We start from the raw sequence: 24,579 nt of genomic DNA, 5'->3' as shown, positions 1-24,579 counted from the left end.
GAATGCAAAACCATATTAGAGTAGGAATTAATGGCTTTGGTCGTATCGGTCGAAGCCTTTTTCGTTTACTGTATCAACACCCTAACCTTGAAGTAACAGCAATCAACGATTTATCTGATGCTAGAACACTTTCTCATCTTCTCAAATATGATAGTGTTCATGGTCAGTTTCCTTTTGAGGTGTCTTACAATGAAGAAGGTATTCTTGTTGATGGCAAATTATTCCCTTTAACTAGTAGTTCTGAACTTGAAGACCTAAGATGGTCGGACTTTGGAGTGGACACGTTAATAGAGTGTACGGGGCAATTCAAAACGGAAGAAAAGCTAAAACAGCATCTTTACGCAGGAGCTAAAAAAGTGATCTTAAGTGTTCCTCCAAGTGATGACTCCGTAAAAATGATCGTGCTAGGCGTAAATGACCATGTTCTAGAAGAGGATGATATCATGATTTCTAATGCATCTTGCACAACCAATAATGCTGCTCCAATGCTAAAAGTAATCCATGATGCTTTTCAGGTAGAGCAAGCTTATATAACTACTGTACATTCTTACACATCGGACCAGAGCCTACACGACAAGCCCCACCGAGACTTGCGACGAGCTAGAGCTGCCACACAATCTATCATTCCTACTACCACAGGAGCTGCTAAAGCGTTGACCAAAATTTTTCCAGATTTGAGTAATGTTATTGGGGGCTGTGGAATTCGGGTTCCTGTTCCAAATGGTTCGCTAACCGATATGACTCTGAATGTAAAAACATCGACAAGCATAGAAGAGGTTAATGAATTATTTAAAAAAGCTTCCGAAAATGGACTCAAAGGAATTTTACAGTATTCAGAGATTCCTCTAGTGAGTATCGATATTGTTGGCAATCCTTATTCCTGTGTTTTTGATGCAGAAATGACCTCAGTGATTGGTGGAAACCTCATTAAACTGATTGGTTGGTATGATAATGAACGAGGATATAGTAGTCGCCTAGTAGATCTTATTTTGAAGATGAATTAATTTTGATTTATTTTTTGCTTGGCCAAGGAAAGTATTTTATCAAACTGCTCCTGCTGTGATAAATTGCTATTATCAATTTTGATAGCATCTTCTGATTGTATTAAAGGTGAGTTTTTACGGTTTGAGTCAATCTGATCTCTATGTTCCACGTTTTCTAGAACATCCTCAAACGAGATGTCTTCCCCTTTATCTTTAAGTTCTGAATAGCGGCGTTTAGCTCTTATTTCTGCACTTGCCGTCATAAATATTTTTAGTTCCGCTTCAGGAAATACAACACTCCCAATATCACGGCCGTCCATCACGATACCCTTTTGGTCTCCGAGTTTTTTTTGAATTTGAACTAACTTATTTCTGACCTCATCAATTTTCGCTATACTGCTCACGTGTTCAGAAACTTTCATCGCTCTTATTTCTTGCTCTACATTTTCTCCATTTAAAATCACATCATTGGTTCCTTCTTCTGGATTATATTCAAAATTGATGTCAATAGAAGGCAAACTATTTATAATATGAGCCATATCCACATTCCCCTCTTCAATCCAGTTATGCCTCATACTATAAAGCGTAACCGCTCTGTACATAGCACCTGTATCCACATATTTATATTCTAAAGCTTTAGCTAATTGTTTGGCAACTGTACTTTTTCCTGTTGAAGAATGCCCGTCTATGGCAATAACGATGGGTTTCATATTAATCTGGATATTCAATTCTTAAATGGTAGATGTTATTCAATTTTGCCTTTAGAATCTTCTTAATAGATTGGATTTCTTTAAAGGTAATATTGGCGTTGATGAACTGATCTTCTTCAATCTGTTTATTGATAATTTTTTCAACAAAATCATCAATCAATTGTGTGTTGGGTTCTTTTAAGGATTTACTCGCAGCTTCTACTGCATCGCACATCATTAAAATAGCAGTTTCCTTACTAAATGGAATTGGACCGGGATATCTAAAGTCGTCTATAGCAACCTCTCCATCTTCTTCCTCCTTTTGTTTAGCATAGAAATAATAAACAGTGGACGTCCCGTGATGAGTTCTTATAAAATCAATAATTCGATCTGGGAGATTTCTACGCTTGGCGATTTCTATACCTTCCAATCTATGACCAATAATAACTTCTGCACTTTCGGTAGGCGATAATTCGTCATGAGGCGAAACAGAAGTGGTTTGGTTTTCTACAAAATAAATTGGATTTTTCATTTTACCTATATCATGATATAAGGCTCCAACTCTTATTAAAAGTGAATTGGCACCAATTTCATTGGCTGCTGCTTCAGCCAGATTGGCTACGTTTAAGGAGTGGTGGAAAGTCCCCGGAGCAACATTGGATAATTCCTTCAATAATTTTGAATTCGTATCCGATAGTTCTAAAAGAGATAGGTCTGATACCAAACCAAATATTTTTTCATAAGCGTAAATAAGGGGTTGAACGAATAATAAGCCAACGCCGCTCAATAAGAAATAAATAAAGTTATTGTAATCAATCTCTGCAATACTTGCTTCTTTGATCATATTGAAAGCGAAATATGCAAAAATATATACTAAAGTGATCTGAACTACAGATATAAATAGGTTTGCCCGTTTGTACAATTCTGAAACCGTCAAAATGGTTACAATCCCAGCAATGATTTGAAGAAACATATATTCAAAGCTATTAGGAACGACAAGCCCTAGAATAAGAACTGTAATCACATGTGTAAAAAGCCCTAGCCTTGCATCAAAAAAAGCTTTTAAAGTAAGAGGTAAAATACAGAGAGGAACCACGTAGATGTAATCTGTATCTAAACTCATTATCAATAAAGTGAGGAATACTAAAAACAGAATATTGAAAAATATAAAAGTAATCTTGTTGTTATTATCGTAAATATCAGGTCTATACTGTCGTATAAAAAGCAACAACATCAATAAAGACAAGAGTACCAAAAAAGTATATCCAGTGACAACGACGACAAAAGCTGAAGATTCCAAACTTTGAGACTCGTACTCATTTTTTAAGGACCTCAACATTCTTAATTTCTCACCTTCAATTGTTTCTCCTTTTGCAATAATTTTACTGCCTTTACTCACCCTACCTCTAGTGTAAGAAATCTGGTCGAATTTGGATTGGATTTGATTTTGATTGAGTGCTTCGTCATACTCCACATTGACTTTGAAAACTTCAAAGAAAACTTCCAGTAAATCATTTCTACTCAATAAGAGATCCGACCCGTCGATTTTTGAATTCAAAAAGGGTTTTAAATCTTCTTGTGTGAGTATATCTTTATATAAAACTTCATTGACGACTTTGTCTTTAATTAAAAAAACGAAAGTATAGTTGTTTACACTTTCATCTTTAATACGTATCCCGTTTTCATAAACCTCATCTATAGTTCCAGATATAAATTCTGAAATAGCAGGATTATTTTGAAGTAAAGAATCTTGAGAGGTGTTTAATTGGTCTTGCCAGTTGCTTTTTACCTCCTTTGCTGTATTAACATTATATTTAAAATAAGGGATATGTGTTTTTCTGATTTTAGATTTTTCTGCGGAAATTTCTTCGTTAGACTTTAAAATCGCAAAATCGAATGGTGCATATAAGTTTTCATACTGCCATGGTTTACTTTTTATGATTTCATATTTGAATTGACCACCAGTTGGAAAAAAGTAAACAATAAGGAATACACTAAGTGCTAGAAGAAAAAACTTATAGATTATAGATTGATTTTTATAAAGATTGTCTAAAAGGTTCTTCATAACTTAAAGTTGCTCAAATTTAAAAAATAATATGGTGTAAGGCTCTATCTAACTTTAATTGTTTTTTGAAGTGCCCATTTTGAAAGAAGAGAAATAAGACTTGATAATTAAAACTTAAGGTCTCCTTTAACCTAATTGAATTAGCATAAAATTCTTAAATTCGCTGAAATTAAATAAAACTCTTATGTCCAAAGATATCGTTATAGTAAGTGCAGTAAGAACTCCTATTGGAAGCTTTTTAGGAAGCTTAGCCGATATTCCTGCAACTAAATTGGGAGAAATTGCCATAAAGGGAGCTCTTTCCAAAATCAACTTAAAACCAGAATTGGTAGATGAAGTCCTCATGGGGAATGTCGTACAGGCCAATAATGGCCAAGCACCAGCAAGACAAGCAGCCATGGGTGCAGGTATTCCAGATACTGTCCCGTGTACAACCATCAATAAAGTTTGTGCTAGTGGTATGAAAGCTGTAATGCAAGCCGCACAAGCTATTGCCTTAGGTGATGCTGAAATTATTGTTGCTGGTGGGATGGAAAATATGAGCATGATTCCTCATTACTTGCATTTGAGAAAAGGTCAAAAATTTGGACCAGCTCAAATGGTTGATGGCTTACAACGCGACGGTCTAGTGGATGCTTATGACAATAATGCAATGGGAACTTGTGCAGATTTGTGTGCGACAGAACATCATATTTCTAGAGAAGAACAAGATGAATTTGCTAAAGAGTCTTACAAAAGAAGTGCTGAAGCGTGGAAAGCTGGAAAATTTGATGATGAAGTTGTTCCTGTAGAAATTCCACAGAGACGCGGCGAACCTATCATCATGAAAGAAGATGAAGAGTTTAAAAATATTAAACTTGACAAAATTTCTAGCTTGAGACCTGCATTCAGTAAAGATGGTACTGCAACAGCTGCAAATTCCTCAACTATAAATGACGGTGCCGGTGCTGTGATTTTGATGACTAAAGAAAAAGCTGAAGAATTGGGGCTTGAAATTTTAGCGACTATTAAAGGTTATGCTGATGCGGCTCAAGAGCCTAAGCGTTTCACTACTGCGCCTGCAAAAGCCTTGCCTCTCGCACTTAAGAAAGCAAAAGTGTCCAAAGAAGATATTGACTTTTTTGAATTTAACGAAGCCTTTTCTGTCGTTGGTATTGCCAATACTAAATTACTAGGTTTAGATAAAAATAAGGTTAACGTACATGGTGGTGCGGTTTCTTTAGGACATCCATTAGGTTGCTCTGGGGTGAGAATCCTGATTACGCTTATAAATATCATGAAACAAAACAATGCTAAGCTTGGAGCTGCTGCTATTTGTAATGGTGGCGGAGGTGCTTCTGCTATGATTTTAGAACGATAAATCTTAATACTTCAAAATGCTATACGGAATTTGTCCTCTAAGTGTTGTGCCAGTGAGAGCAGACGCTAACGACACTTCAGAAATGGTTACTCAGTTACTTTATGGGGATCATTTCGAAATTACCGAAACAAGACCCAAGTGGATTAAAATACGTATAGCTTTTGATAGTTATAATGGCTGGATAGATGAGAAACAAGCTTTCAAAATCGATGAATTGACATTTCAAAACCTTCAAAAGAAATCGACTTATTCTACAGATTTGATAGGTCTTATGACCACCTCCTCCAATCAATTGATGCCTGTTTGTATTGGTTCTGCAGTTCATTCTTCAGAACTCCTTAGTCATCACTTCGATGGATCTACCAATGCGAAGTATAACAAAACACAACTAGTGGATACGGCTATGCTTTATCTCAACTCTCCCTATTTATGGGGAGGTAAATCTCCCTTTGGTATAGATTGTAGTGGATTTACTCAAATGGTTTATAAAATAAGTCTCATACATCTTCATAGAGATGCTTATCAACAAGCTAAACAAGGTCAAGCTCTTTCTTTTATCGAGGAAAGTGAACCTGGCGATTTAGCCTTCTTTGATAATGAGGAGGGACACATTATTCACGTTGGGATTATGATGAAAGATAATTATATTATTCATGCCCACGGACAAGTGAGAATAGATAGGATAGACCACTACGGCATCTTCAACGTAGATACCAATCGCTATTCGCACAATCTAAGAGTGATTAAAAAAATAGTCTAAAACCTAGCTCCAAAACCAAAAGAGAACCAAAATCCATCTTCACTATGGAAAAAATTAAAGGTTCCCGAGAATAAATCAGCACCATTCACCCAAAATCCAAGTCCATAATTATTTCTCCACTGATTAGATTCTGGAACATCGGACCAAACTCTACCTACATCTAAGCCACCAAACACGCCAAACTGAAGAGGCATGACATTGGTTCTTATAGTATTGAAACTATACCTCAAATCGACATTACCTACTAAGCTTTGCTGACCTATAAATCGATCTCTTCGAAAACCTCTTAGCCCATTGTTTGCTCCCAATATAGCGGCTTGATAAAATTCATAATTATCATCGAAAAGAAGCTGAGAAGCTGCTTTGGTTCTTAACACCCATTTCTGATCTCGAGAAATGGGATTATAAAATTCTAGATGTGGATTCAAAAAGAAAAAATGCTGATCTGTATTTTCTACATTCATAGTCGCTCCAGCTTCAATTTTGAAATCCATCCCACGCTTAGGATTTAAGTTATCATCCAAGCTTTTATATTGATAGGAAGACCGGTAAGACACGAAATTTTGAGTTTCAAAAAAATCAGGATTATTCAATAGTAATTCTGCGCTAGCCTCATCAATAAACCGCCCTTCAGTTCTTTGGACTCTATAGTTTTGGTAACTTAATTTATGCTCAAAAATACTTCCATAGTCAGATGCTTTTCGGAGGCCAATTTCAGCTTCAATGCGTCTTATTTTAACCCTGTTATAGTCTTTACCCAACTCATCATCACGGTTTTCTGAATCATTTCCAATTCCAAAAAAGTTCCTTGCAAAATTTGGACTTGTATACTCTACACTAGTAATGAAATTATAATTCCCTATCACGTTGGCGAACTCTCCTTCATAACCAAGATCAAAACCTCCCGTAGAGGTATATAATCCTGCTCTTAATTTGTGACGATAAGTAAAAGGATTGAGCTGAAAGCCTTTAAATGCATGGGTGGTTTGTAGGCCAAAAAGCAATCCATCATCTGGATTAAAACCTAGCCTTGGCAGAAACGTATTGGAAGTAGATATTTTTCTGTTTTTGTTAAAGAGATTCTGTTGATAATCATCAGACTCAACAACTCTAGCCTTCGACTTCTTTTTTACTGTATTCTCAAAAGATTTATAATCGTAAATTACAGTACGTTGACCTGAATTTATGGTGTACTCATCCTCGTCGTGCCCTCCTATTAATCTTACTTTTATTTTGCTTTTGAAATCGCCATTAACGTAAAACTCATCTGTTTCATCTAAACCATAAATCCAGATTTCTTTGGTCTGCTCGGAGTCAAAAGTTTTATCAATCATCAAACTTTCACGATCTCCACCTTTGTTTCTATAAACCTGAACTCGAGTCTTTCCGTTTTCAAACCTGTCCACGTCAATAATATCATCTTTATCTGTAGCACTCAAAATAGCATATTCATTCAGGATATTGCTATAGCGTTTTGCTATAGACTCTAGATTTCCGAGTCTTTCTTTAAAGGTTTTGATTAAATCTTGAGTGTTTTCTTTATTAATTTCTTTTGGAAAGTGACTAAAAGCTTTTTGGATTACCTCATCAGACAAGTGGTTTTGAATATAATTAGCTTCTTTTATCCAATCTTCTTTAGTTGCATTCCTTATAATAATTCTATCGAGTCCCAAACCAGAATTATTAAACCACCTTAAATATTTAATATCACTAGTATAAGGATGATAAATTTTAGGAAAGCTACTGATGGTACGAATCGCATTAAAAAAACCACCATCGAAATTAGCAAAAACTTGATCTCTATCTCTTGGAATAGGTTTGAAAGTATGATTTCCATCTTCATCTTCAAACTCAGACCAACGCCATTGATCTGAGTGCCTGTCCCAATCCCCTAATAGCATATCAAACAACCGAGCTCTCAAATAACTAGATTCATCAACGCTGTATTTTTCATCACGACGTAGGCGCACTATCAAATCTGCAGTACTAACTATATCGTGATTGGGGTTTCCAAAAACACCTTCTGTTCCCATCCAGTTATCTTCCGGACGTTCTTCAATCATGTATATAGCATCTCCATGTTTGGCATTAAACTTCCCTAGAGCTTTTTGTTTGGGGATATAAACTAATTTTGGATTGGTGTGGTATATATCTATAGCTTTTGCTAAATCTGGGACTGCCATAAATGAAAATGGATGTGCCGAGGTAAGAAAATCTAGTAATAATTCTTCCACTACAGTGTCATCAAATTCACCAGTTAAGTTCTTATCGGGATAGACGAACTGCTGCAATAAACGAATAGGATTTTTCTTGATTTGCCTGATGTTGTATTGACGGCCTAAACTATCTTCTAACCTTAAAGAATTGGTTTGCATGCCGCCGCCTAATCGCATTGGACGAAGACCTCCGTATGCAGAATCCAAATCAAGGACTGGCATCTCAATTGGTTTTCCATACATATCTCTGTAACGCTCTCCCCATATACTTTCAAAAAAGTCTGTTCTTTCTAGTTTAAACTCTTCGTAAATTGAAGCCTTTACTGTTTTAGGAAACGTCTCTGGAAGCTGATTAAGGTCAAAAGCTTCATCTGGACCATAAACTTCCTTCTGGAATATCAATTCTGGTTCATCTTCGTTAGCTGAGTAAAATTGCACCCAAGAGGAACCGTCTTCGAAAACATCAAAAATAGCGAAACCATAACCAGGATAAACGAACTCACCATCACTTCCTAGTTTGGCGTAAGACACTTTAGACCCCGAACCTGAGACAATCTGCTTTATCAAATCATGCTCTATATATTGTAAGCTATGCTCATGGCCAGAAGCAAAAATGACTTTATTCCAACGGCTTGCAATAGCAGAAATTCGATCTACCATCTTTCGGTATTGATTATTTTGAGTGTCTTGCACAGAAATTCCACCTGTAGCTCGTATCATATTAGCTAGAGATCCCAGAACGGGTAAAGGGACTTTGCGTTGGGAAGGAAACAAATGTTTTACAAATTCGAAAGTCCCCCCGTGAATTCCATTGGTATACAAGGGATGGTGAAGTGCTACTAGTGTGGTTTTATTCTGATTTTTTTTCAGCTCAGTTTCAAATTCATCGTAAAATTGATCCCGCGTTTTAATTTCTTCACAGCCTCTATTGATTTGTGGTGTGTTGTCCCAATTTTGTAAAACCCATTGAGAGTCTAAAATAATGAGATGAACATCATCTGAAATATCTACAAAAGACATCCCACAGCCTGGCTTAGGCAGCCAAGGTAAATCTTGGTTTGGCAATGCTTCTTCAATTCGCTCCTTTTGGTTTTCTAAGGACTGAATCCCTTCTGAATACCAATCGTGGTTCCCAGGAATAAAATGAACATCCCCTTCAAAAAATTGAAGACTTGACGTTTGCCGGTCGATAATTTGTTCTGCTTGCCTCCTATCGTCTTCACCTTCGCTTGGTAAACCGGCAGGATAAATGTTATCCCCCAAAATAATGAGCTTATCCTTTTGGGTATCTATTCCCTTGGCAAATTTTCGAAAAGCTTGAAGACCTGGTGGAACAGTATCTAACTTTTCATACCCTGTATCTCCAATAAGATAAAAACGCTGTAACTTGGTTTTATCCTCAGGATAAAAAGTAGATTCGAATTTTTCTAAATTTTTATAGTTAACTTCGTAAGTTGCACAGGAAACAAATACCAGACAAAGCACAATCAATTGTATTTTTTTTCTCATTCTTAAATAAAACTTGAATTATAGTCTCTTAAATATAGAAAATGACAGATTTACTTTCTAAAGTTGAAACTTTTGTTTTGCATTTATTCAAAGATAAGTTATCTACTATATATGTATACCATAATTTCAATCATACTAAAAGAGTTGTTGAAAATGCTGAGTTTCTAGCAGAGAAAAAAAATCTAAGTCCACAAGATAAAAACATGCTCCTTCTTGCCGCATGGTTCCACGATACAGGGTATACACATTCTAATGAACATCATGAAAAAGAAAGCAAACTGATAGCGAGGAGTTTCCTAAAAGACCATAATTTGTCTGAAGATGATCTCTCGATTATTGAAAAAGCTATTGGTATCACAAAACTAGGTGCGCAACCCACAACTGATATTGAGAAAATCCTAAAAGATGCCGACTGTTCTCATTTTGCTAGAGAAGACTTTAAGGAAATAAGTGAATTATTGAGACAAGAATTTTATTTACAAGGAGATTCTTACAGTCCAAAAGAATGGCTTGATCTTAATATCGATATGCTTTCTACCAAACATCAATTCTATACAGATTATGCCGTAAAGAATTGGAGCGCTATAAAACAAAAGAACCTAATCAATCTTATTGAAAATAAGGATAAGAAGAAGAGAAAAGAGGAAAAAGAAAAATTAAAAGCAAAATATAAAGCTCAATACAAAAACAACAATCCAGAAAGGAGTATACAAACCTTATTTAGGGTTACTTTAAGAAATCACATTAAACTAAGTGATATTGCCGATACAAAAGCAAATATTCTCTTATCGGTAAATGCGATTATCATCTCTTTAGCTTTGGCGAATATCATCCCAAAATTAGACAACCCAAGTAACCAACATTTAATGATTCCTACCCTCATCTTGATCTGTTTTAGTGTAGCGTCAATTATTTTATCCATTTTATCTACAAGACCCAACGTGAGTTCGGGAGAATTCACCAAAAAACAAGTAGAAGATAGGGATGTGAATATTTTATTTTTTGGAAATTTTCATAAAATGAGTTTCAAAGACTATCTATGGGGAGTCAAAGAAATCATTAAAGACAAAGACTATGTCTATGAAGCTTTGGTAAAAGACCTTTATTTACTAGGAAAAGTATTAGAAAGAAAATATCGCCTCCTAAGGTTGACTTACACAACATTTATGGTAGGTATTATTATCTCTGTGATTAGTTTTTTTGTCGCTTTTAATGTTTTTTGAACTCGAGCAAAGAAACGAATTAACTTCAGGTAATCTTTGAACTGTTAAATTGAAGAATTTATCTTCTCAATTAATTTCAATTTTAACTCCTCAAAGATTCTATCAGATCTTCGTAAGTTAAACCAGAAGCTTCGCTTTTATCGGTATGGTATAAAATCCCCACCCTTAAGGCTTTTAAGCCTGAAACACCTTGCAAATCTTCAACATCAAGCACCTCGACATCCTCATCTAGATACTTCTTCCTCTGCAAGTAATGAATATATTTCAGGTATTCCTTTTCAGATTCTTTTTGAGAGTAGATGATAGCTAGTTTCCCTTTGGAGGTAATACGCTCTTCGGTATGCTTTATAAAGGCTTTATCTATTCTTTTTTTGATGATTTCATAGCTAGCATTATAGGACCCATCAACATCAAAGTGCTTTTCATCCATTCTATAATGAATACTTAAGGTGTTATTGAATGCTAAAATCAACGATCTAGAACTTAACTTTAAAGCATTGGAATCTTGTAATTTGTAAAATTTATTTTCCATCTCGCACATCACAGTGAGTTGCCATAATCTCAAATTTTGAAGCATCACTTCACTAAATTTTTGTTCACGAGTAATGGATTGGCCTATGTACATATTATGTTCTACGCCATCGGTTTTATAACGATCAAAATAATGTGGGTATATTTTCTGTGCTTCTACTTGCTTCAAATCAATATAGTTGGCCATGCAAGAGTTAATGCTAGAAACGGTCTCATCAAACTCGTCTCTTTGTTCATGAAAAGCTTTGGCACCTACCTCTATTTTTTTTAAGTAAATATTGACCATGAGTTTGCAGTCTGGAACATTATTTTCGATGTGCTCCAAAATGGGAAGAATATCATATTTTAAAAGGTTATCGGTTTTTTGCTCGGTTGAAGCGGTGATTCCCTCCATTAAACTCGAAAGACTATCTGTAATTCTATATCCCATTTGCTCGTATACAGGAATAGGTTGAGCTTCGAAGGCTGAATTGATGATATTTAGAACTTGATTGAGTTGGTTAATTAAATCATTTTGAATCGCTGAATTTCTTTGGGTTGACGATCCTGCAATATCTATTTGACCAAAAAGTGGATATACCTTTTTGAAAGTAATTTCATCTAAGTTTGCCTCTTCCTTATTTGCAAAACCTTCTAAAAACTTCTCTGCTTCTTCTTGGAATTTCCATTCTACACTTGGGTGTATAGAGGTGTATTCACTTTGAATAATTGCCTTTATGCGGTTTTGCTTTTCTTGTCTGTAATTTTCTACGGTTTCAGCAATATAAGGAACAATATCATCGAGTTTTGTAGCATTGATACTATTTAAATCATTTTTGGAATAGCTTACCAATTCTAGAATGGCTAGAAGCTTTTCGTTTTTAATCACCGGTGCTAGTATAGCTGATTTTATAGATTGTTGATGAAGATGCTTCGCGAATTTATTTTTAGGATTTTTCTCAGCATAACTTTCCACATCTGGAATACTAAAATAACTATGTCGAGTTACAATAGATTTATAAGCCCCTTCACAAAGAGCTTCTCTACATCCATTTTCTGAAATTGAATCCAAAATAAAACTTTCAATGTATTGCGAATTTACATGTTGAAACTTCTCTTCGACATCATCAAAAAGGGCGAAGCCAAATTCTAATTTGGGTAGACTAAAGATAGTGCTTAAAACATCTCTCATTTTCGTAGAAATAATCTTTGAGTCAGAAAGTATATTGTTGTTTAATAAAAGAGTTTTAATTTCTGAAATGCTATTGTCTGCCGTAACATCGGTAAGATTCAAAATGGCGAATCCTTTAAAAATCCATGAATTTGGTGGGAATTTGTCCTTCCAAAAATCAATATCATCGTGATGATTTAAAAGCTCATCTACATCTTCGTCTGTGATATCTAGAGCATCTTTTGTGGGAATGAGTTCAATGAAATCCGCATTTACAAAAAGCCGATAATTCCTTATTTTACCATTTGCATCTGGAACATCATAATATTCTGGACGGAAAAAATCGATATTATAGTTGTAGTAAGTATTTAAAATTATGATACATGCTAAAATATAATCCTTTTCGACGTTAAAATTTCTAGGTAGAAATTCAAAGTTTTTGTCTTCTACTGAATTCAGTATAGATTCAAAACGCTTTGTTTTTCTAAACATTTTAGAGCGAAAAGGAACCGTAGCGACTTTTATTTCATTGTAGGTCAACACATCTGGAAACAGATCATCAAGAAGAATTTTTATTTGATCTTGGTAGACTTCTAAGTTTTCAAAATCTTCGATACCTTCAAATAACTCTGGGTAAGATTCAGAATACTCTAGAATACCTTTAATATATGTTTTGGAAATAGGATTGATTTCAGTTTTCAAACGTTGACTAAAATTATCCAATATTTTTTGGAAACTCAATTTTATTCTAAAGGGATAAATATCTTTATAGCGATCCATAGTTAAATATACAGAATACAATACTATTTATAAAGGGTAGATTTTATCGTTCACTTAAGATACTTTTATAAGTTTTGGCTATTTTATTCTTAAGTAATTCTTCTACTCTTTTGGAGTTGTCTATTTTTGTATAAAATCAAAATCAAACTAGATGAAAATTTTATATGCCGTTTCGATCTTAGCGCTTCTTGTAGGATGTAACTCACCCTCTCCTAAACTCGAAGCATCTATTGATGAAGTTCCTAATGGAACCAATGTTTACTTAGCTCAGCTAGGCCCACAAAATGTTCCTGTTCCACTAGACACAACTCAGGTGAATAACAATTCTTTTGAATTTGATTTAATTAATTCCAAAAATCAAGACATCAATCTTATTCAAATCGAAGGCGTGAATGGAAATATCATTTTTATTAATGATGCTGAAACAATAAAGATTGATGCTTCAAATGAAAATTTGAGAAATTCTAAAATAGAGGCCGGTGAACATAACAAGTTATTAAAGGACTATATCGGTGTCATTACCAAATTTGCAGAAGAGAAAAATTTCATTAAAAATCAGCATTCAGAAGCGATGCAGAATGAAGATGAGACTGCCATGCTAGATGCAAGATTAGATATGGATGCCTTGGCAGAAGAATCCAAAAAAGCTACTTTGGATTTCATTCAATCCCACACCAACTCTATAGTGGGCATGATGGCTTTGTCTGATGTGATGAATTCTAAATCTGTTCCCTTAAATAAAATGAAATCCCTTTACGACGGATTTAGTGATAATGTAAAGGATACACCCCTAGGTAGAATGCTAGGCCAAAATATTGCAAAGATAGGCGCAACTGATATTGGAGCAGAAGCTCCAAAATTTTCAGGACCAACACCAAACGGAGAAGAGCTATCTCTTAATGAAGTAATGGGTAAAGTAACCCTTATTGATTTTTGGGCTTCTTGGTGTAGACCTTGTCGTGTCGAAAACCCTAACATTGTAAGTATCTACAACGATTATAAAGATAAAGGGTTTTCTGTAATAGGTGTTTCTTTAGACAAACCCAATAGTAAAAATTCTTGGTTAAAAGCTATTAAGGATGATCAATTGGAATGGAATCATGTTTCAAACTTGAAATATTGGCAAGAACCCATAGCCCTAAAATATGGAGTAAAAGCTATCCCTGCAGCCTTTTTAATTGATGAAAATGGGATTATTGTTGGCAAAGATCTTAGAGGTGAGGCTTTACGAGATAAAGTAAAAGAAGTTTTAGAAAACTAAGTCTTATTAAACTTCAAAATAAAAAGGGACTTTTCAATGTGTTGAAAAGTCCCTTTTTATTTAATCATATCAACTAGTCGGGAGATTTTAGTTTTTCTGCTTTAAAAGGCCTTACGATTAAGCGAGCCGCTCTATCGTAATTGATATAGCTGTAAGTCCAGTTAAAAAAAGTCACTATTCTATTCCTGAATCCAACTAGAAACCACAGATGAACAAACATCCACACAAACCAAGCAAAGGCACCACCAAATTGGATTTTGCCTAAGTCAACCACAGCTTTATTTCTTCCTATTGTTGCCATGGTACCTTTATCGAAATATTCAAAAGGCTCTAGAGATTGATTATTTATAGTTCTTAATAAATTTTTTGCCAAATGCGCACCTTGTTGAATAGCAGGTTGGGCAACCATAGGGTGACCTTTTGGATACTCTTCGCTTATCATTAAAGCAATGTCACCTATTGCAAAAACAGTTTCGTAACCTTCTACTTGGTTGAAAGTATTTACATTATATCGATTTTCCTTCTCCATAAGTGCTCCACTCTTAAGTCCTTCTATAGCTGCTCCAGTGACACCAGCACTCCAGATAAAGGTCTCTGTAGGAAAAGAGAGAGCTTCGTTACTTGTCTTTACGATGTGGTCATCGTAAGACTCAACGAAGGTATTGAGGTGAATTTCGACACCAAGTTCTTCTAGGTATTTCTGCGCATTTTTAGAGGATTTTGCACTCATTGGAGGTAGAACTTTATCCATCCCTTCTATTAAATGAATATGAATATCCTTAGGGTCTATATCTTGATAATCTTTAGGGATTACATTTTTACGAAGTTCTGCAATAGCTCCACTCAGTTCAACACCTGTAGGCCCTGCACCTGCAATAACAAAATTCAACAACGCTTTTCTTCGTTCAGGATCTTCAGTTATGGTAGCTTCTTCAAAATTCTCCAAAATCAAACTCCTCAAATTCAAAGCTTGTGGTATTGTTTTCATCCAAATAGCATTGTCCTCTACACTTTTATTTCCGAAGAAATTAGTTTTTGATCCTGTTGCAATCACCAAATAATCATAAGTAACTTCACCTATGTTGGTATGGATTAATTGCTTTACTGAGTCGATGTGCTCGACATCTGCCATTCTGAAATAGGCATCCTTATTCTTTTTAAGAAGCTTTCGTATAGGATACGCAATAGAGTCTGGCTCTAGACCAGAGGTTGATACTTGATATAATAAAGGCTGAAAAGTATGATAATTCCTCTTATCCAGCATAACCACCTGAAATGGTTTTTTCTCGAGGTCATTAACTAAGCTTACTCCACCAAAACCAGCTCCTATGATAACCACTCTTGGAAAATCTGTAATTGGAATGTTCATAACTTTTTTCTCTAAATTACTATCTTTTCCTGTTTAGCATGTAACTTTTGGTAAATTTAACGACATATAAACGTATTATATAGTTTTGAGGACACCATTAGAAAAAAAATTTATTGACCTACTAGAAAAGCATCAGAATATTGCTCATAAAATCTGTAGGATGTATACCTATGATGCAGATTCTCATAAAGATTTATTTCAGGAGATCACCGTTCAACTTTGGAAAGCTTATCCCAAGTTCAGAGAAGAATCTAAGTTTAGCACCTGGATGTATCGTGTAGCTTTTAATACAGCGATAACTCTTTACAGAAAGAAAAAAAGAAGGGTACAAACTTCGCCTTGGGAGGACTATGATTTTAAAATTTCTTCTGAGGGCTATGATTCGACTTTAGATGACAACTTAAAGTTGATGTATGCGGCCATCAAAGAACTAAATGATATTGACAAAGCTTTGGTCCTGCTTTATCTGGAAGACAAACCTTATACTGAAATATCTGAAGCTTTAGGTATTTCTGAAGTGAATGCTAGAGTGAAAATGAATAGAGTGAAAACGAAATTAAAAAACATATTGAATCCTTAATTATGGATGAATTAGATCTTATAAAAAAGGACTGGCAGAATAGAACAAAAAACCTGCCTAGCTATTCAAAAGAGGAGCTATTCCCTATGATTCACAAGAAGTCTTCTTCTAGTGTGAAGTGGATTTTGATTATCAGTATTTTAGAATTTTCATTTTGGATTATTGTAGAATTACTAAGCCTTTCCCAAGATTATAGCTCTGTTATTGAGAGCATTGGATTTACTTGGTTTTTAAGAATAGCTTCGATCGTTAATTATGCAGTCCTCGTAGGATTTATTATTGTTTTTTTCAGAAATTACAAACGTATTCAAGTCAATGATTCCGCTAGACAACTTATGAAGCAGATCATCAAAACACGCTCAACTGTAAAATATTATGTGCGTTATAACATCATATTTCTAGCAATTATTTTTATAATAACGTCCGCAAAAATCATTTTGAGTCAAACTGAATTAGATCCTACCGAATTATGGATTATGACAGGGATCATGCTTTTTATCTTGTTGATTATCCTAGCCTTCTTCTTGCTTTTCTATAAATTACTCTACGGGATATTGACCAAGCGTCTTTACAAAAATTATAAAATATTAAGTAAAATAGAGGTTTAGCAATTAAGCTCTTGGATGGTAATTTTCTAAAACTGACTTAAGGTGAGTTTTATCCAAATGCATGTAAATTTCTGTTGTTGTAATGCTTTCATGACCTAGCATTTGTTGAATAACTCTTAAGTTGGCTCCATTTTCTAACAGGTGAGTCGCAAAAGAATGTCTAAAGGTATGAGGACTAATATTTTTTTGAAGATTCGTTTTTTTAGCCAACTGTTTTACAATTGTAAAAATCATAGCACGAGTCAACTGAGCCCCTCGCCTATTCAGAAATAAAATATCCTTAGACTCTGACTTCTGATTGATATGAACTCTATATTGCTCTTTATAAATACTGATGAATTTCTGTGTATACTTGTTGATGGGGACTAGTCTTTCTTTATTTCCCTTTCCAATTACTTTTATAAAACCTTCTTCAAAAAAAAGATCTGAAATTTTGAGCTCTACGAGTTCGCTTACACGCAGCCCACAACCATACAATGTCTCTATAATAGCTTTATTGCGATGACCTTGCGGATGTGAAAGGTCTATAGCATCAACAAGTTGATCGATTTCCTCTGTAGAGAGTGTATCTGGTAATTTCCTTCCTAATCGAGGGGATTCAATAAGCTCTAAGGGATTGGTTTTTCTGTAATTTTCGAAAATGAGATAATCAAAAAAACTTTTTAAACCTGAAATTAAACGGGCCTGAGAGCGTTCGTTAATAACTTTTGAAATAGAGTAAATGAAACTTTGGAGAGTTTCTTCATCGACAAGCTCTGGGGTAAGAGTCGCATTATATTCTGAAAGATAATTAACAAGCTTTAAGATATCTAGCCGATAATTTTGAATAGTATTATCGGCTAAACCTCTTTCTATTTTAAGGTAATATGTAAAATCCTGAATTGCTTCTTGCCATTTCATGCAGGCTAGTTAAGATGATTATTTTAAAATTACAGAATTTGTTCAGCGTGAGCTTTGGTTTTCACTTTTGTGATCACGTCTTCTAAAACTCCATTTTCATCTATAATAAAAGTCGTTCTATGGATACCGTCATATTCTTTACCCATAAACTTTTTGGGTCCCCAAACTCCAAAGGCTTCAATAACCGATTTATCTTCATCGGCTAGAAGTGGAAATGGGAGCTCATATTTATTTTTAAAATTTTGCTGGCGCTTTTGAGAATCTGCACTTGCCCCTAATATATGATAACCTTGAGCTTGTAAGGCTTTCCAGTTGTCTCTCAAGTTACAAGCTTCTGCAGTACAACCTGGAGTACTCGCCTTGGGATAGAAAAAAACAACAAGTTTCTTTCCTTCATAATCTTTTAAGCTATGTCTATTTCCATCTTGATCTTTAGCTTCAAAACTTGGAGCTTTATCTCCTGCTTTTAATGTTGTCATAATTCCTATTTTTGTTTAAAAGTAAAGTAAATGAAAAAATCTGAAAAAGTAGATTTCGTTATAAATACGTTAAAGGAACTTTATCCAGAAATTCCAATACCTCTAGACCATAAAGATCCCTATACCTTATTAATTGCTGTGCTGCTTTCTGCACAGAGCACAGACGTAAAAGTGAATCAAATTACTCCACTTCTTTTTGAAAGGGCTGATAACCCTTGGGACATGGTAAAAATGAATGCTGACCAAATACGAGAAATTATAAAACCCGTCGGTTTATCACCAATGAAATCTAAAGGTATTTATGGCCTTTCTCGAATTATAATTGAAAAATACAATGGAAAAGTTCCAGAGAGCTTTGAAGGTTTAGAAGAATTACCAGCTGTTGGTCATAAAACTGCTAGTGTAGTTCTCGCACAAGCGTTTGGCGTTCCTACTTTTCCGGTAGATACACACATCCACAGGTTGATGTATCGCTGGGGACTTACCACTGGTAAAAATGTTCAAAAAACAGAAAAAGATGCTAAGCGATTGTTTCCCCAAGAGGTATGGAACGATATCCATCTTCAGATCATTTGGTATGGACGAGAATATTCTCCTGCCAGAGCATGGGACCTCGAAAAGGACATCATCACAAAAACTATTGGACGAAAATCTGTTATCGATCAATACAACAAGAAAAAGGCATCTAAATCTAAATAAAGAAGCCTTTCGATTTAAGAATTAGACCATTAATTTTGAAAGCTCTCGAACTGGAGATCTCTGTAGGTCACTACAGTGAAAGCTTTAGAAAAATCCAAAATAGATTTAACTGTTTTTGCTGAAGGTTTCATCGTCTTTGAAGGAGTTTGAGGTGCTTCGTTTAAGTAAATTTTTGCCATATCTATAGATTTGAGATATTACAAAAACGTAAATTTTTACGAATTATTGTATACTAATTGGTCAAGACGACTTGATGCTTTTCTATAATTTTTCTCAAATTGATAAGAGCATAACGCATACGACCTAGGGCTGTATTGATACTCACATCCGTTTTGAAAGCAATTTCCTTAAAGCTCATCTCTTTAAAAATTCGCATTTCCAAAACTTCTAGCTGGTCTTGTGGAAGTTCTTTGATCAATTCATGCAAATCGGTTTCAATTTGAGATTTTATGATTTGCCGCTCAGCATTAAGATCGTCATCGGTCATAAAATCTAAGATTTCAAAATCTCCTTTCCCTTCGAACTTTGGCATCCTGTTGCTTTTCCTGAAGTGATCTATAACCAAATTATGAGCAATTCTCATTACCCATGGAAGGAATTTACCTTCTTCATTATACTTGCCACGCTTTAAAGTTCTAATGACTTTTATGAAAGTATCTTGAAAAATATCCTCAGCTAAATCTTTATCGTAAACTTTAGAAAAAATAAAACTAAATATTTTTTGTTGATGCCTATTGATTAAAGTAGAAAGAGATTTTTCATCACCATCTATGTATTGCTTTACTAATACAGCTTCGGAAGAGATTGAAGTTCTATTCATGTCTTATACTTAAATAAACACCTATCCTGAAGTGGTGGCGTTAATTATTAAAAATAGTTTTAAGTAAAAGTGCTATATAGGCTCATAATTATCTGGCTAATATATAAATATAAGTTTACCCACTACACCCCGTTAATAAATTTAACATATTATACGCTTGTATTCAACTCCAATTTGGAGTGACATATCTTTATATTTGCAAGATTCCGTTAGTCTATGAAACAAACAAATTTAGATAAGTTCGATCCCAAAGAGTACATTATTATTAAAGGAGCGAAACTTCACAATCTTAAAAATATTGATGTAGTTATACCCAGAAATAAGTTAGTCGTTATTACAGGACTATCTGGCTCTGGAAAATCTAGTCTCGCCTTTGACACTCTATATGCAGAAGGTCAAAGACGCTATGTAGAAAGCCTTTCTGCCTATGCCAGGCAATTTCTTGGCAGATTGGATAAGCCTAAAGTAGATTATATTAAAGGTATTGCACCCGCAATTGCTATTGAACAGAAGGTAAATTCAACAAATCCCAGATCCACAGTAGGCACCTCTACTGAAATCTATGACTATTTAAAGCTGCTCTATGCCAGAGTAGGAAAAACGCTCTCTCCCTTTTCTGGTAATGAAGTCAAAAAACATAGAGTTACCGATGTGATTGACTTTGTAAAGTCAATCGAAGAAAAACAAAAATTACTTCTTCTTGCTCCTATACGTCTAGAAAAGAACAGAACTATAGAGGAGAAAATAAAAATTCTCCAGCAACAAGGCTTTAGCCGAATTAAGGTCGATGATACCGTTTTCAAAATAAATGATGCCTTAGAGCAGAAAATATCGAAAAAGAGCGAGCTTTCTATAGTTGTAGATCGGATTGTTGTTAAGCATGACGAAGATTTTTATAACCGATTAGCAGATTCAATTCAAAATGCGTTTTACGAAGGAAAAGGAGAATTGAATATTGAGGACGTTGCTTCTGGTCAACTCACCAATTTCAATAATAAATTTGAGCTCGATGGCATGCAATTCACAGAACCTAGTGTGCATCTCTTTAGTTTCAACAATCCTGTTGGAGCTTGTCCCAAGTGCGAAGGCTATGGCGATATTGTAGATATTGATGAAGGTTTAGTCATTCCAAATACTGGCCTTAGTGTTTACGAAGGCGCTATTGCTCCATGGAAAGGAGAGACTTTAGGCTGGTATAAAAAGGAGTTGATAACAAATGCTCACAAATTCGATTTTCCAGTTCACACGCCTTATTTTGAATTGACCGATGAAGAAAAAAATATCATCTGGAACGGAAACCAATACATAACAGGTGTCAACGATTTTTTTGAAGTGGTAAAATCTAAAGCCTATAAAATTCAGAATAGGGTTTTATTATCCAGATACCGAGGACGAACCAAATGTCCAGAATGTAAAGGAAGACGGCTTAAAAAGGAAACCACTTACGTCAAAATTAACGACGTTAATATCACAGACCTGGTCGATTTACCTATTGATAAAGTCAGTGAGTTTTTTAAAAATATAAAGCTTAATGAACACGATACAAATGTTGCCAAGCGCTTGTTGAGAGAAATCGACAATAGGCTTAAATTTTTAATGGATGTAGGTTTAACCTACTTATCGCTTAACCGAAAGTCCAACTCCCTTTCTGGTGGGGAATCTCAACGTATTAACTTGGCTACCTCTTTAGGAAGTAGTCTGGTGGGTTCTATGTATATTCTAGACGAACCTTCCATTGGTCTACATTCTAAAGACAATGAACGCTTAATTGAAGTTTTAAAAAACTTAAGAGATCTGGGCAATACAGTTATTGTAGTAGAGCATGATGAAGATATCATGAAAGCTGCAGATTATATTATAGACATTGGCCCAGAAGCAGGAACTCATGGAGGAGATCTCGTCGGTAAGGGAAGTTATAAAGAGATTCTAAAAGGATCCTCCCTAACGTCTTCTTACCTCAATGGAAAAAAAGAAATTGAAATTCCTAAAACTAGGCGTAAGACAAAAGCTTTTGTAGAACTAAAAGGGGCAAGAGAAAACAATTTAAAAAATATCAATGTTAAGGTTCCTTTAGATAGTTTTGTAGCTATTACAGGAGTTTCTGGAAGTGGTAAAAGTACACTTGTTAAAAGTATCCTATACCCAGCCATGATTAAGCATAATGGAGGCTACGGAACCAAAGCTGGACAGTTTGATGGTATTGAAGGAAACTTTAAGCACATCAAACATATCGAATATGTAGATCAAAATCCGATAGGGAGATCCTCTAGGTCCAACCCTGTGACCTACATCAAAGCTTATGATGATATTCGGAATTTATTTGCTAAGCAAAAACTGTCTAAAATCAGGAATTTCAAACCAAAACATTTCAGTTTTAATGTAGAGGGAGGTCGTTGTGACACTTGCGAAGGTGAAGGTGAAGTGACTATCGAAATGCAATTTATGGCAGATGTTCACTTAGAATGTGAAGCTTGTTACGGAAAACGCTTTAAACAGCAAGTTTTGGATGTAGAATTTGAAGGTAAGAATATAGATGACGTCTTATCCATGACGATTGATGATGCTATGGAGTTTTTCTCGTCTCACAATGAAACCAAAATTTCCAATAAGCTAGAAGCTCTGCAGGATGTAGGTTTGGGCTATGTCGCTTTAGGACAAAGTTCGTCTACTTTATCTGGTGGTGAAGCTCAGCGTATTAAATTAGCTTCATTTCTTACTAAAGGTAAAAATGCAGATAAGACCCTATTCATTTTTGATGAACCCACTACAGGGCTTCATTTTCATGATATCAATAAATTACTAAAATCTTTTGAAGCACTTATAGAAAATGGCCATAGTGTTGTGGTTATTGAACATAACATCGACTTAATAAAATGTGCAGACCATGTGATCGATCTTGGCCCTGAAGGAGGCATAAACGGAGGTAAATTGATGGCGGAAGGAACTCCAGAACAAGTTGCCCAAGTGAAGGCCTCGTTTACTGGTCAATATTTAAAGCTGAAAATGAAAGTGTAAAGGTTTACAAATTATAACGACTCACTAAAAGATTGAATTTGTTTTGAGGCTTTCTGTCTCAAAATAGGTTTTGGTTGATTAGTTTGGAAAACTCCTTAGCATTAAATAGGCTAAGGAGTTTTCTTTTTAAAGATTTGTTGGTAAAATTTGGACAAATCTGTAGATAGCTTTCCCTTTAAACTTATAATAAGGTATAAGCTGGTAATCGCAATAGATTTAAGGATAATATTGATTAAGGCGTGACCTGTTGTAAAATCCCAGAAGTAGAAGCTAAGGCTCAAAAGCCCTATGATTATTGAAATATAAAGACTCTTCCTGTTGAATGGGTGAATTCCAAAAGTGATTTTCACAAAAATCAATTTGAAAATGTTGTACAACAGAAAGGAAGTGAAGGTTGCATAAGCTGCTCCGTAAATTCCAAATTCGGGGATAAGCCAGATGTTTAAGAGAAAAGCGATTCCAACAATGACAAGGCCGACTACCAAAATAGTTTTATAATATTTTGAATTAAAAATAATGCTATTGTTATTCCCTAAAACATTATCTGATAGCTTTACAAGACTAATCAAAAAAACAATGCTCACTCCTATCCTGTAGGGCTCAGGAATGATCTGATAAAGCTGATGCACATTGGTAACGATAAGAGTAAAAACTAATCCACTAATTAAGAAAAGAGTATTGGAACTTCTTATATAAAGATCTTTCAAGAGAAGAAAATCTTGAGAATTTAGATATTTAGCAGTAATTGGATTGGTAATTTGATGCATTGCTTTAGAGGGCACTGCAATTACAGTAGCGATGTATATAGCAATTCCATAAATAGAAACATTTTCTATAGGCATAAAGTATTCTATCATAACTTTATCCAGATCGAAAAGCGTAACGGCTACTGTTCCTGCAATAAAAATAAGCAGGGAATAGCTTATGATATCCTTCAGTTCTCTAGGGAGTTGAAAGCTAAACCGCGGAGTATATAATCTAAGCGCATAGACCATCATGACCAGTGTTCTCAAGAAAAAAACAAGTATGAGTAGATAAATAAATAATGAAACGTCAATAAATTCAAAATAAAGACATACCAGTAGTATAGTGATAGCTATTCTATGAAACAATTCTCGCATCAAAGTTCCAAAAACACTTTTGTAATAGACTTTTGCCCACGCAAAAAAAACTTCAAAATAAGCGGTAGTCGTAGCAATTACAAAAATACCCCACACATAAGGTTGGACTAAATCATTTTCACCTTCAAAATAATTCAATAAGCTATCATAAGCTAAGAATCCTACCAAAGCCAATAAAATTCCTAAACCCAAAGGCAGTAAAAGAGCAAAGTTAAAAAGTTTATCAACGTCTGCCTTTAAGCTATATCTGCTAAAGTATTTAACGATTGTATTGTGAACCCCAAGAGCCATAAACGGCCAGAATAAATTACCTGCTGATAGTAAAAAAGCAACTAAACCGTAATACTCAGCGGTTAAAAACTTCGGGTAGAGAATCAAAACATTAAGCGCTCCAATCCCAAAGCCCAAATAGGTTGAAATAAGGTTTCTGAAGGATTGTTTGGCGACTATTCCCATAGGAG

Annotated in this window: 19 protein-coding genes; 9 read left to right on the top strand and 10 right to left on the bottom strand. The window is 34.9% G+C overall.

The window, feature by feature from the left end:
* The first annotated feature begins 2 nt into the window (after window positions 1-2).
* Complete coding sequence (gap, locus tag PGOND44_RS03405; RefSeq protein ID WP_003436689.1) at window positions 3-1,004, top strand: type I glyceraldehyde-3-phosphate dehydrogenase; 1,002 nt, start codon at window positions 3-5, stop codon at window positions 1,002-1,004.
* Here gap and cmk read toward each other — a convergent pair.
* The gene (cmk, locus tag PGOND44_RS03400) at window positions 1,001-1,693 is read right to left on the bottom strand and encodes a (d)CMP kinase (RefSeq protein ID WP_003436687.1); all 693 of its coding nucleotides are present in this window, start codon (window positions 1,691-1,693) and stop codon (window positions 1,001-1,003) included. The genes gap and cmk overlap by 4 nt on opposite strands.
* Before the next feature lies 1 nt (window position 1,694).
* Window positions 1,695-3,737: an HD family phosphohydrolase gene (locus PGOND44_RS03395; protein WP_003436679.1), complete on the bottom strand. Its 2,043-nt coding sequence runs from the start codon at window positions 3,735-3,737 to the stop codon at window positions 1,695-1,697.
* A gap of 184 nt (window positions 3,738-3,921) precedes the next feature.
* On the opposite strand from PGOND44_RS03395, the gene PGOND44_RS03390 reads away from it, so the two are divergent.
* Both PGOND44_RS03390 and PGOND44_RS03385 read left to right on the top strand, forming a co-directional pair.
* Window positions 3,922-5,097 (top strand): acetyl-CoA C-acyltransferase, encoded by a 1,176-nt coding sequence (locus tag PGOND44_RS03390; RefSeq protein WP_003436677.1) that lies wholly within the window; start codon window positions 3,922-3,924, stop codon window positions 5,095-5,097.
* A 16-nt stretch (window positions 5,098-5,113) separates the two neighbouring features.
* A complete protein-coding gene (locus PGOND44_RS03385) occupies window positions 5,114-5,857 on the top strand; it encodes a C40 family peptidase (protein ID WP_003436673.1) in 744 nt (247 codons plus the stop codon).
* Here the strand turns inward: PGOND44_RS03385 and PGOND44_RS03380 are convergent.
* A complete protein-coding gene (locus PGOND44_RS03380) occupies window positions 5,854-9,582 on the bottom strand; it encodes a BamA/TamA family outer membrane protein (RefSeq protein WP_003436670.1) in 3,729 nt (1,242 codons plus the stop codon). The two genes, PGOND44_RS03385 and PGOND44_RS03380, sit on opposite strands and share 4 nt — an antisense overlap.
* A 41-nt stretch (window positions 9,583-9,623) precedes the next feature.
* On the opposite strand from PGOND44_RS03380, the gene PGOND44_RS03375 reads away from it, so the two are divergent.
* Window positions 9,624-10,805, top strand: a complete 1,182-nt coding sequence (locus tag PGOND44_RS03375; RefSeq protein ID WP_003436654.1) for a Pycsar system effector family protein — start codon at window positions 9,624-9,626, stop codon at window positions 10,803-10,805.
* An 82-nt stretch (window positions 10,806-10,887) separates the two neighbouring features.
* Here the strand turns inward: PGOND44_RS03375 and PGOND44_RS03370 are convergent, their stop codons facing one another.
* On the bottom strand, window positions 10,888-13,266 hold the full coding sequence (locus tag PGOND44_RS03370) for a GAF domain-containing protein (RefSeq protein ID WP_003436653.1): 2,379 nt from the start codon (window positions 13,264-13,266) through the stop codon (window positions 10,888-10,890).
* Between the two features lie 151 nt (window positions 13,267-13,417).
* Here PGOND44_RS03370 and PGOND44_RS03365 point away from each other — a divergent pair, with 151 nt between their 5' ends.
* Window positions 13,418-14,527, top strand: a complete 1,110-nt coding sequence (locus tag PGOND44_RS03365) for a TlpA disulfide reductase family protein (protein WP_003436652.1) — start codon at window positions 13,418-13,420, stop codon at window positions 14,525-14,527.
* Window positions 14,528-14,600: 73 nt separating this feature from the next.
* On the opposite strand, the gene PGOND44_RS03360 is transcribed toward PGOND44_RS03365, so the two are convergent.
* Window positions 14,601-15,896 carry an NAD(P)/FAD-dependent oxidoreductase gene (locus tag PGOND44_RS03360; RefSeq protein ID WP_003436651.1) on the bottom strand — a complete coding sequence of 432 codons (1,296 nt, stop codon included), beginning with the start codon at window positions 15,894-15,896 and terminating at the stop codon, window positions 14,601-14,603.
* 85 nt (window positions 15,897-15,981) lie between these two features.
* Here PGOND44_RS03360 and PGOND44_RS03355 point away from each other — a divergent pair, with 85 nt between their 5' ends.
* Both PGOND44_RS03355 and PGOND44_RS03350 read left to right on the top strand, forming a co-directional pair.
* On the top strand, window positions 15,982-16,476 hold the full coding sequence (locus PGOND44_RS03355) for an RNA polymerase sigma factor (RefSeq protein WP_003436650.1): 495 nt from the start codon (window positions 15,982-15,984) through the stop codon (window positions 16,474-16,476).
* A gap of 2 nt (window positions 16,477-16,478) precedes the next feature.
* Window positions 16,479-17,084: a hypothetical protein gene (locus PGOND44_RS03350; protein ID WP_003436649.1), complete on the top strand. Its 606-nt coding sequence runs from the start codon at window positions 16,479-16,481 to the stop codon at window positions 17,082-17,084.
* Between the two features lie 3 nt (window positions 17,085-17,087).
* On the opposite strand, the gene xerD is transcribed toward PGOND44_RS03350, so the two are convergent.
* Together xerD and bcp are read right to left on the bottom strand one after the other, a co-directional pair.
* Window positions 17,088-17,984 (bottom strand): site-specific tyrosine recombinase XerD, encoded by an 897-nt coding sequence (gene xerD / locus PGOND44_RS03345; protein WP_003436648.1) that lies wholly within the window; start codon window positions 17,982-17,984, stop codon window positions 17,088-17,090.
* A 29-nt stretch (window positions 17,985-18,013) separates the two neighbouring features.
* Window positions 18,014-18,463, bottom strand: a complete 450-nt coding sequence (bcp, locus tag PGOND44_RS03340; protein WP_003436645.1) for a thioredoxin-dependent thiol peroxidase — start codon at window positions 18,461-18,463, stop codon at window positions 18,014-18,016.
* Between the two features lie 30 nt (window positions 18,464-18,493).
* Here bcp and PGOND44_RS03335 point away from each other — a divergent pair, with 30 nt between their 5' ends.
* Window positions 18,494-19,162 (top strand): endonuclease III domain-containing protein, encoded by a 669-nt coding sequence (locus PGOND44_RS03335; protein WP_003436642.1) that lies wholly within the window; start codon window positions 18,494-18,496, stop codon window positions 19,160-19,162.
* A gap of 29 nt (window positions 19,163-19,191) precedes the next feature.
* Here the strand turns inward: PGOND44_RS03335 and PGOND44_RS15700 are convergent, their stop codons facing one another.
* Window positions 19,192-19,341 (bottom strand): hypothetical protein, encoded by a 150-nt coding sequence (locus PGOND44_RS15700; RefSeq protein WP_003436639.1) that lies wholly within the window; start codon window positions 19,339-19,341, stop codon window positions 19,192-19,194.
* Between the two features lie 53 nt (window positions 19,342-19,394).
* Window positions 19,395-19,982 (bottom strand): RNA polymerase sigma factor, encoded by a 588-nt coding sequence (locus tag PGOND44_RS03330; protein WP_003436636.1) that lies wholly within the window; start codon window positions 19,980-19,982, stop codon window positions 19,395-19,397.
* A 216-nt stretch (window positions 19,983-20,198) separates the two neighbouring features.
* On the opposite strand from PGOND44_RS03330, the gene uvrA reads away from it, so the two are divergent.
* Window positions 20,199-22,997 (top strand): excinuclease ABC subunit UvrA, encoded by a 2,799-nt coding sequence (gene uvrA, locus PGOND44_RS03325; protein WP_003436633.1) that lies wholly within the window; start codon window positions 20,199-20,201, stop codon window positions 22,995-22,997.
* A gap of 110 nt (window positions 22,998-23,107) precedes the next feature.
* Here uvrA and PGOND44_RS03320 read toward each other — a convergent pair whose 3' ends face one another.
* Complete coding sequence (locus PGOND44_RS03320; protein ID WP_003436623.1) at window positions 23,108-24,574, bottom strand: oligosaccharide flippase family protein; 1,467 nt, start codon at window positions 24,572-24,574, stop codon at window positions 23,108-23,110.
* Window positions 24,575-24,579 lie beyond the last annotated feature (5 nt).

Origin of the sequence: Psychroflexus gondwanensis ACAM 44 (assembly GCF_000355905.1) — a bacterium.
GTDB classification, from domain to species: Bacteria; Bacteroidota; Bacteroidia; order Flavobacteriales; family Flavobacteriaceae; genus Psychroflexus; species Psychroflexus gondwanensis.
Note: the sequence above shows the minus strand (reverse complement) of the source record. Positions and strands in the feature narration are given on the sequence as shown.